We start from the raw sequence: 9,696 nt of genomic DNA on the forward strand, positions 1-9,696 counted from the left end.
GAACGCGACGGCTCGGCCGTTCGACTCCGTCAGCTTCTTCGTCGGCCCACGGCCGATCGGAAGCGTCACCAGCCTCCCGCTCTCCACGAGCGTCACGTTCTCCGCCGGCACGCCCTCGTCGTCAACGAGCCTGTAGCCCGCAAGCCGCATGCCCTCCCACGACTCGCGCGTGGGCTCGTCCGTCACCGTGACGAACTCGGGCAGCACGCGGCGACTCAGCTTGCCCGCGAGCTTCGCGTCGGGCACGTACTGCTTCATCCAGTCGTCGGCGAGGAGTGGGGACCTCGCGGGCGCGAGCTGCGCGGCGAAGAGCTGCGCGACGAGCTGCGCCGCGGCGTAGTCGGCGAAGAGGACGGGCCCGGCGTACTCGTCCAGCGTCCCGGCCGAGCGCAGGGCCTCGAACTCCTCCGCCATCCCTCGCACGGCGGCAACGAGCGCCTGCCCGGTCGGGAGCGCGTCGCCTCCGCTGGTGCTGTACCTCAGGAAGGCCGTCAGTCGCTGTCCGTCATCGGCCTGCGCAGTCGCGGTGATCTCGAGGTCGCTCATGACCGCTCCCTTGAGGTGCCTGCTTCCCTCCGAGTTGACATAGCGCTTGGTGGAGGCGACGCCGGTGAACGCCACCCTCCAGTCCTGGAGCGCGGGATACCCGGCGAGCACGGCGGCCGCCGCCCGCGCCTCGTCCTCCCAGGCGCCGGTGTCCACCGAGAGCGCGACGGGCTCCTCGATGTGCACGAACGGCTCGGCCGCGGAGAAGTCCGGCACCGCCTCCTTCTGCGGATGCGCCCGCAGGTACGACTCCTTGCCGGCAAGCTGCTCAAGCGCCGCTTTGTAGGCGGCGTCGGTCGCGAGCCAGATGGAGTGGCGCAGCGCGCCGTAGTGGTCCTCCTCGACGACGCCCTGCCTCTGGCGGTTGAGGTCCTGCCAGCCGGCGACGAAGTTGCTGTTGTCGAACGACGGGCCGCCGACGCGGCACTCGACGTAGAGGTTCCGCGCGCGCGTTGCCTCGGAGCGGACAAGCGAGCCGTAGCGCGCCTCGACACCCACGACGTCGTCGTCCTGCAGGCGATAGGAGAGGAAGTAGGGCGGGTTCATCCCCTCGATGCGGAGATCGCTCATCGAGCGGTCCATCTCGTCCTGCATCGCGCCGAAGAGCACGTCGTCCTGCGCCGCCGCGGTCGCCGCCGTCGCCGCGGTCGCCGCGAGCGTTGGGAGGATCGGCGGCCGGTCCTGTCCCTTGGGGCGCTTCTCGACCTCGATCTCGGTGACGAGGAGGCTCGGCGAGATCCCCGAGACCGGGCACCAGCCCGACTCGGCGCCGCACGTGCCGTTGAAGACGCCGGGGTCGTCGGCCGCCATCGCGATCTTGCTGAAGCTCGTGAGCGGCGTGCCGACGATGTCCACGCCGCGCACCACCTCGTCGGGCCGCCCGTCGGCGTAGACGCGCGTCACGAGGAGCGGCAGCACCTTGAAGGCCTGCGGCCCGCCGCGGCCCGTCATCGTGAACCCGCCGGAGATGTCGTCGAAGATGAGGCCGTAGGGCTTCTTCTGGCGCCGGCACTCCTCGATGAGCATCTGGCGGAGTCGCGCGTACGGCACCGTCTTCTCCGACTCGATGATGAGGTTGCCCTGGCGCGCGACGACGTCGTTGCCGTGCTCGCGGCGCCCGTGGCCGTTGCTGCGCGGAAACCCCTCGATGGGGGAGCGGCTCGTGAGGAAGTTCCGGAGGACGCCGCGGTCCACCACCGTCACGCGCTCCGACGGCGTGCCCTCGTCGTCGTACCTGTAGTGGCCCCGCAGGTCAGTCCCCCGGAACACCGGCAGGGTCGGGTCGTCGTAGACGCTGATGAACTCGGGCAGGATCTGCTGGTTCACCTTCCTGGTGAACGTCTGGCCCTCGCTCTCGCTCTTCTGCCGGTGGCCCTCGATGCGGTGCCCGAAGATCTCGTGGAAGAACACGCCCGCCGCGCGGCTCGTGAGGATGGCCGGGCCGATGTACGGCTCGACGACGGGCGCGTTCCGGAGCGCGTCGAGCTCGGAGACGATGCGCCGGGCGTTCTCCATCACGGTGGCCTCGTCGGGCAGGTTCGTCGTGGTGCTCGCGGCCCAGTACTCGGAGCGTCGGAGGGACATGCCGTCGTCGGCAATGCCGGAGATCATCAGTGTCACCCGGAGATAGGTGTTGCCGTGCTGGAGCGCCGAGCCTTCGCTGCTCACCATGTAGTTGTTGCGGTCGGTGACGGAGATGGACGCCGACGAGCGGGTGACGAAGTCGTGGCCCGCGAGGTAGTCGCCGACGCGCGAGAGCACGCCGCTCCAGTAGCCCTCGTCGATGTCCGTGCGCTTCGGCGGCTCGGAGTAGACGTGGGGGTCGCCGGGGGAGAAGTCGTTCGACAGGTCCTGCTCCTCGACCTTGACCTGGCGGTTGGCCAGCACCTTGGTCAGCCGCTCCTGCGCCTTCAGGAACTGGTATTCGGTCTCGTTCCAGAGCGCGGCGCGGACGGCGGCCGGATGGTCGTCCACGGGGAAGTCCACGAGGCGCGTCTCGGTGTAGTTGTCGCGCCAGTTGTCGCCGCGGATCTCGTGCGTGTTGTCGAGCTCCATGCTCCCCACGCGGAGATCCACGTCGAGGTAGCGGCGGCCGCTCTGCTCGGGCGCGTTGAGCCCGCCGTCGGTGACGGAGAGCGAGTAGTCGTGCAGGTCGGTCACCGAGTACTGCAGGTGATACAACGGCGCTCCCTCGGCCTCGGCGAAGTTCGCGAGCGAGCGGTCGAGCTCCTCGCGCATGACGGAGAGGAGGTCGAATGGGTCGGTGGCGGCGATGGCGGCCGGGGTCGCTGCCTGGCCTGCCGCCGGGATGGCGGCCGGGCCCGCCGCCAGGCTCGCGGCCGGGGCGGCGAGGAGGGCGACAAGAAGAAGGAGAGGCGTGATGCGGCGCATGGGGCCTCCTGGGTGGGTCCGGAGATGAGCTGCGGTTCAGATTGTGGGGGATTGTAGCACGGGGAGGGGGCGTGTGCACAGCCGGGCATGAGCCGGTGGTGTCCATAGTTTTGTGTAGTCTCATCTGGGCACGTCCGGATCAAGGGCCGTCGTCAGGACATAGACGATCCTCTCGCAGCTCCTGTCATCGGCGAGGCTCCGCATGGGGTTGGTCCGGCGGCGGATCCCCTCCTGGTACCGCTCGATCGGGTTGGTGGTTCTCAGGGTCTTCCAGAGGTGCTTCTGGAACTGCATGTACACCAGCGTCCGGCCGAAGTTCCTCTTGAGCGACCGCACGGCCTTGGGCTCGTCAGGGAACCACCGCTCCGAGAACCGGTCGAGACGTTGCCGTGCGTCGGGCACGTCCTGGGCCTCCCTGTAGATGGCCCTCGCTTCGGCGAGGAAGACATCCCGCTTGCTCTTGTTCCTGAGGTGGGCCGCGGCTGCCCGGATCTTGTGTTCGGTGCAGAGCTGCGTGGCGGTGTAGGGGAAGACCTGACCCAGCGCAGCGGCGATGCCTCCAGCGCCATCGTGTACGATCAGCTCGAGGTTGTCGTCTCTCATGCCCCTCTTCCTGAGGTCTTCGAGGAACGCCGCCCACTCCATCTGGCTTTCGGCGAACGCGAGCTTGAAGCCGAGGAGCGTCTTCCTGCCGGCCTGATCGATCCCCATGGCGAAGAGCACCGGGCTCTTGCGGTCGTAGCGCTTTCGGACGGACATCCACAGGCCGTCGATGAACAGGTACTGGTAGGAGCCCGTGATCGGGCTCTTTCTGTAGGCTGCGACCTCCTGGTCCACACCCTTGAGGATCCTGCTCACCGCACTCGCCGAGATGCCGGAGCCGCTGAACGCCCGCGCGACACCGCGGACCTTCCGCATGGACGTGCCGGTGACGAAGCACTGAAGCACGGCCATGTCGAACGACTCCCGCCGGCGCTGATACCAGCCGAAGAACCTGGTCCTGAACGTGAGGTTCCTGGCCCTGGGGACGCGGATGCCGGAGATGTGGCCGAACGTCGTCAGCAGCCCCCGTGTGTAGAAGCCGTTCCGGTAGTCCAGCCTGTCTTGCGTGCGCTCGTGGGAGCCACATCTCACGAGTTCCTCGAGCTCATCGAGCATCCCGTTCTCGAGGGTGTCCTTGATCTTCTTCCTCGCTGCCAGGCAGATCTCGTCTTCGGCAGGGCCCTTTACTTCACTCCAGAGCTTGCGTATCATGGGCGTCGAGAGGCCTCGGTCTCTCACGGGCATATCTTCCTCTCCATGGCGATGGGTAGGATCCGGGTATGCCCGTCTCTCTATCCTGCGGCCTCGCCTCCCGACAAGGCCCTCTTACACAAGAACCGGTACACTACTCCATCCCGCGCCGGATTGACCTTGCTGGACCACCGTGATATGGTGGAACGGCGTTACGAGATCCCGGGTGAGGTCATGATGCTCGGGGCATGGGCAGGAAGGAGGGCTCCGTGGCGACTCGCGGTGTTGCAGGCATGGCGGCTGCACTGGGGATCCTCGCTCTCGTTGCGGGCTGCGGCGACGAGGGCCCTTCGGACAACGAGAACGGCATCGTTGCGGAGTACTACACTGACCTCGCGGCTTTCACCGCGCGGCTGGACGACGTGAACGAAGTGGACTTCGACGACATCGACGCCGGCGGGCCCGGCTCGCACGCGTGGTTTGACGCCGAGCGCTACCTCGACTCGGACCTCATCGTCATCACGGGCGAGGACGGTCAGTACGTGAGTGAGGACTTCGGCTACCCCGTCGACTTCCCGCCCGTGTCGGCGATGAACTCGTACGCACCGGGCCCGGTCGCCACTCCGGCCGGCGGCGGCAATGTGACCATCGTCACGTTCGAGGAAGCCGGGAACGAGGCGCTCACGACCGGGTTCGGTCTCTGGTTCATCGACGCGGACTATGCCGAGGACGGTCCCTGCACGCTTGCGGTGTTCGACACGACGGGCCAGCGCATCGGTCTCGTCACGGACATCGAGACGGGCGACGGCGAGCACACATTCCGCGGCATCGTGATGGTGGACGAGGCCACGGGACAGCCGGCTCGCGTCATCGCGCGCGTCAGAATCGTGAACGGCGACGGCTGGCCCGGCGGCGACGACAACGAGGGAGTGGCCCTCGACGACTTCACGTTCGACGACCCGTTCGCGCCGTAGCGACGGGCCGTCGGCTCAGTTCGCCGCCTTCTCGTCAACCCGGCCGATGCGGAGGTCCTCCGGCGCGCCCTGCGCGACCGGGTCGAGGTAGCGGCCGCGGTCCTCGGCGCTCTTCGGAACGCGCACCTCGGACCCGGCCCTGGTCGCGACCGCGTCGTGGCGCACTCCCGTGACCTGCCAGCAGACCTTCATGCCGGGCTCGCCGCCGGCGATCCGGAAGGCGCCGCTCTGCACCTCGTCGGCGACGAAGAGGTTCGGACCCGGCGCGCCGACCGCCGTCAGCTGGTACCGGAAGTCGGCGTTCAGGGCCTCGAACCAGTCGGGCATCTGCACCGTGGCCTCGCCGCGGGCGTCGAGCACGACCGTGCCGTCGTAGACGGTCTTCATCTCGTCGCTGGCGACCAGGGGGTGGCGCAGGTAGCTGTTGGCCGGGTCGGTCGGGTCGTCGATCTCCATGCGGGCGAGAACGGGGTTGATCGACCCCGCCACGCGGACGTCGCCGTCTAAGTAGCCGGCCCAGTTGTTCACACCGCCGTGGGCGGTGCCATAGACGCCGACGTTCCAATCGCCGCCGCTGGCCACTCCGTACACGCCGAAGCAGGTCCCGGTCCCCCCGGTCACGGCGCCGTAGGCACCGTAGTAGCTCGCGGACCCGGTGGCCGTTACGTCACCCCGCACTCCCATGTACCCGCCGGCGAACTTGCCGCCGAACCCGTAGTAGTCGTTTGCGGTCGCATCCCCGTACACGGCCACTCCGTCGGCGGCCGTGGAACTCGCGAAGTAGCCGTGTATCGCCTTGGCGTCGCTGCTCGCGTAGTAGTTGAACGCGCGTATCGTCCCGTACTCGCTGTCGTTCTCGAAGAGCGACGACCCCATCGAGTACATGCTCCCGTCGGTCGCCACGTAGAAGGGCGAGTAGAACCCGCTCGGCGTGAGGAGATAGCAGTGTATCCATGTCCCGGAGGTCGAGGTGGACGGAGCGGTCATGACGACCATCTCGTCGCCGGAGTTGGCCGGCTCGGTCCTGGAGAGATGGAGCGCACTCGAGTAGGGCCCGGAGGACGTGTTCTTCAGCGCGAGAGCCGGCAGCGTCGTCGCCGTCTCGACGGTCAGGTGCGCGTCCGTGGTGGTCGTCGTCCCGATCCCGATGTTCCCGCCGCTCTCGTACGCGGCGGAGTTCCCGATGGTCGCCGCGCCCGTGAACTTCGTGAGGTAGCCCGAGGTTCCGCCACCGCCGATGCCGCCGGGCAGCGACTGCCAGGTGCCTGTGCCGCTCGCATCCGAGGTGAGCACGCGGCCGGCGGCGGCCCCGGTCGGCAGCTTGAACCCGGTGACCTGCGCCGTGCCCAGGACGTTGAGGCCGGACACGCGGTCGTCGCGCGACTCCCCGAGCGGTCCCGTGCCGATGTTGACGAAGCCCGTCTCGTGGTAGATGTCGTTGCCGTCCATGAACCAGTCGCCGTCGTCGCCCGCCTGGATGGCGGTCGGGACGCTCGCGAGCTTGGACCTGGGGGTGAGCAGCTCGCCGTTCACCCGGAGCTGCAGGTAGCAGGTAGTCGCGGAGAAGTCGGGAAGGGGAGGCTCGACGGCGCCCAGCTCGATGTTGAACCACCCCTCGACGATGGGCACGTTCGAGTGCGTCTCGGGACCCCAGAGGAGCGATCCCCCGCTCTCGAGGCTGTAGATGCTCGCGACGATGGTGTACGTCGCGTTCACGGGGTCGCCCGTCGCGTCGTCGGCGAGGAAGCCCTGGAACCAGACGGTGGGCTCGACGTCGAAGGTCGCCTCGGCGATGGCCTGAGGCTCAGACCCGTCGCGAGGAGTCGCGGGCTCAGCCTGCGCCGGGGCCGGCGGCGACGGTGAGAATGGACAGCGTCATCGCCACAGCAAGACGGCGACGGCTACTGCTTGCGCTTCTGCAGTTCATGGGTGCGCTCCTGTGCGGCGGGCCTTGGGCCCGTCCGGGTCGGGTCCCGCGGGTCCTCGGGAACGGTATGGACGGCGTCCGGTCATCGAGCGTATCCTAGACTCGAGAGTGTGTCTTGTCGAGGGCATTGGTGCTCGATCTGCCCCCGGCGGCCGTGCCCGACGAAAGGAGGCCTCCCATGTCTCGATGGCTGATGTTCGCGTCTCTCCTGTCCGCTCTCGTTCTTGTCCCTGTGTCCGGAGCGTGGGCCGACTACCTCTGGGAGTTCACCGGCGGCCCGTACGGAGCGGTTGTGCAGAGCATCGTCACGACCCCGCTCGGCACCCTCCTGGTTGGCACCGACAACGGGGGGCTCTATCGCTCCACCGACGGCGGGGACACCTGGAGCGCGGTTGATCTCACCTGGCCCTGCTGCAACTACTACGTGCCCTCGCTCGCCGCGAGCGCCGCCGCCGTCTACCTCGGCTCGTGGGGCGGGGGCGTCTACCGCTCGGACGACGACGGTGAGACCTGGTACCAGACGGGCGCGATCCCCGGCGAGGGGTATCCCATCGTCCTCGGCCTTGCGGTGTGCAAGTACGGCGAGACCATCTACGCCGGCGGGCAGTTCGGCGTGGCGCGCTCGGACGACGGCGGCTCGAACTGGACGCTCATGAGCGACGGGCTGCCGCCCGCGTCGTCCGCGTGGGTCCGCACGCTCGCGCTTCGCGGCACGACCCTCTACGCTCGGCTGGACCAGGACATCTACCGCTACGACGCCGAGACGGCGACGTGGGTCGAGTGGGAGGCCGGCCTCTCCTCGACGCTCGGAATGCAGTCCATCGGCGCCACCGCGGACGCGCTCTTCCTCGCGGGGCACGAGGGCGGCGTCTATCACCTTGACTGCGACGACAGCGAGTGGGTCGCGATGAACAGCGGCCTGTGGGACGACAACGTGGACGTCGTGCTCGAGGTTGACCAGACGCTCTACGCCGGGCTCATGGGCGGAGGCGCGTGGCGCTGGAACTGGTCCGCGGCGCAGTGGGAGGAACTCAACACGGGCCTGTGGAACAGGGACGTGCGCGTCATGGGGAAGCGCGGCCTGTCGCCCTACGCGGGCACGTGGGGCGGCGGCCTGTTCCGGCTCGACCCGGAGACCGAGGAGTGGAGCTGGAAGACGAACGGGATCGCGGCGGCGCCCGTCACCGCTTTGCTGGTGGACGGCGGCCACCTGTACGCTGGGTCCGAAGGCGGCGGCGTCTATCACTCCGGCGACCAGGGCGACACCTGGACGCGCTGGACGAGCGGCTTGAACGACGTCTGGGTCTGGGCGCTCGCGGCCGACGCGAGCGGCGTGTACGCGGGCACCTGGGGCGGCGTGTTCAAGTCCACCGACCTGGGGACGACGTGGAGCCCGACCGGGCTCACCGGGACCGGCATCTTCTCGATGGGCATCTGGGGGACCACGCTCTACGCCGGCTCGAACGACGGCCATGTGCGCTCCTCGCTCAACGGCGGCGGTTCGTGGTCCGAGGTGGGGACCGGACTCCCCAACGCGACCGTGATGGGCCTCGCGCGCATCGGCGGCGTCCTGTACGCGGCGCTCTGGGAGCACGGGGTGTACAAGCTCCCCGACGGGCAGACGGCCTGGACGGCGATGAACACAGGTCTTCCTCAGCTGACCATGCGGACGCTCGCGGCCCACGGCGGGGTGCTCTTCGTCGGCACCGACGGCAAGGGCGTGTACAAGTGGAACGCGGGCACGTCGAGCTGGGTCTCGTGCGGACCGCAGGACACGACGATCTGGGCGCTGGCTTCGGTCGGGACGGAGCTACTCGCCGGAGGGTGGGGCGCCCTCTGGGCGACGACCGATCTGGGCGCGACGTGGACCGACGTGCACGGCGACCTCAAGCCGTGGCCGCCGGTCAGGGCGCTCGCTGCCGGCGCGGAGAACGTGTTCGCGGGGCTGTGGGGCGGTAGCGTGTGGCGGGCGCCGCTCGACACGTCGGCGGTGGATGAGGGAGATGACTCCGCGGCGGTGGTTGCCCCCGGCGTGCTGCGTATCCAACCGAATCCGTCAGGTTCGGGCGCGAGCATTGCGTTCTATCTCCACGCGCCGCAGTCGGTCGAGCTCGCGGTGTACGACGCGGCCGGGAGACAGGTCGCGTCGGTCATGTCCGGGGAGCTTCCGGCCGGCTTGCAGGAGCGGTCGTGGGACGGCACGACCGCAAGCGGGGAGAAGGCTGCCGCGGGGGTGTACTTCGTGAGGCTGAAGGCGGGCGGGAAGGAGCTCACGGCGAAGAGCGTGGTGGTGAGGTGACGGGGCTGTCTCCCGTGCTCAACGGACGTTGCGGCCGCCGCGACGGCCTGTTACGCTCAGTCCCGAGAGCACAGGCCAACGTATGACAGGGGAGGAGGTGGCGCAGATGAGACCACTCCTCGCAGCCCTCGCTTTCGCTCTGTCGGCCCTTCCGATGGCGGCCGCCGCGACGTCGTTCTGGTGCCCTCTCGAGGGCGTGCTCATCGAGACCTCCGACGGGACGATCGTCGTCAACCACATCCAGGCCGAGTACAACTGCTGCGCGTGGATCGAGTTCGACGTCGAGCAATACCCCCACATGATCGACATCTACGAATCGGAGCGGT

Annotated in this window: 6 protein-coding genes; 3 read left to right on the forward strand and 3 right to left on the reverse strand. The window is 68.6% G+C overall.

Translation table 11 applies throughout. From position 1 onward, the window contains the following. Nucleotides 1-2,937 (reverse strand): hypothetical protein (locus FJY74_08705; protein MBM3308392.1); only part of this gene is annotated, 2,937 nt, incomplete at its 3' end. Between the two features lie 120 nt (nt 2,938-3,057). Further along, nucleotides 3,058-4,218: an IS256 family transposase gene (locus FJY74_08710; protein ID MBM3308393.1), complete on the reverse strand. Its 1,161-nt coding sequence runs from the start codon at nt 4,216-4,218 to the stop codon at nt 3,058-3,060. Between the two features lie 221 nt (nt 4,219-4,439). On the opposite strand from FJY74_08710, the gene FJY74_08715 reads away from it, so the two are divergent. Continuing rightward, nucleotides 4,440-5,144, forward strand: a complete 705-nt coding sequence (locus FJY74_08715) for a hypothetical protein (protein MBM3308394.1) — start codon at nt 4,440-4,442, stop codon at nt 5,142-5,144. A gap of 15 nt (nt 5,145-5,159) precedes the next feature. Here FJY74_08715 and FJY74_08720 read toward each other — a convergent pair whose 3' ends face one another. After that, nucleotides 5,160-6,860 carry a hypothetical protein gene (locus FJY74_08720; GenBank protein ID MBM3308395.1) on the reverse strand — a complete coding sequence of 567 codons (1,701 nt, stop codon included), beginning with the start codon at nt 6,858-6,860 and terminating at the stop codon, nt 5,160-5,162. 389 nt (nt 6,861-7,249) lie between these two features. Here FJY74_08720 and FJY74_08725 point away from each other — a divergent pair, with 389 nt between their 5' ends. Together FJY74_08725 and FJY74_08730 are read left to right on the forward strand one after the other, a co-directional pair. Then, nucleotides 7,250-9,370 carry a T9SS type A sorting domain-containing protein gene (locus FJY74_08725; protein MBM3308396.1) on the forward strand — a complete coding sequence of 707 codons (2,121 nt, stop codon included), beginning with the start codon at nt 7,250-7,252 and terminating at the stop codon, nt 9,368-9,370. Nucleotides 9,371-9,476: 106 nt separating this feature from the next. Further along, a partial coding sequence (locus FJY74_08730) for a hypothetical protein (protein MBM3308397.1) occupies nt 9,477-9,696 on the forward strand: 220 nt, incomplete at its 3' end.

This window comes from Candidatus Effluviviaceae Genus I sp. (assembly GCA_016867725.1).
GTDB lineage: Bacteria > Joyebacterota > Joyebacteria > Joyebacterales > Joyebacteraceae > VGIX01.

Bases quoted from the DNA above. Each gene is read 5' to 3' on its own strand.
- FJY74_08725 (MBM3308396.1), top strand. From the start codon at position 7,250: ATGTCTCGATGGCTGATGTTCGCGTCTCTCCTGTCCGCTCTCGTTCTT.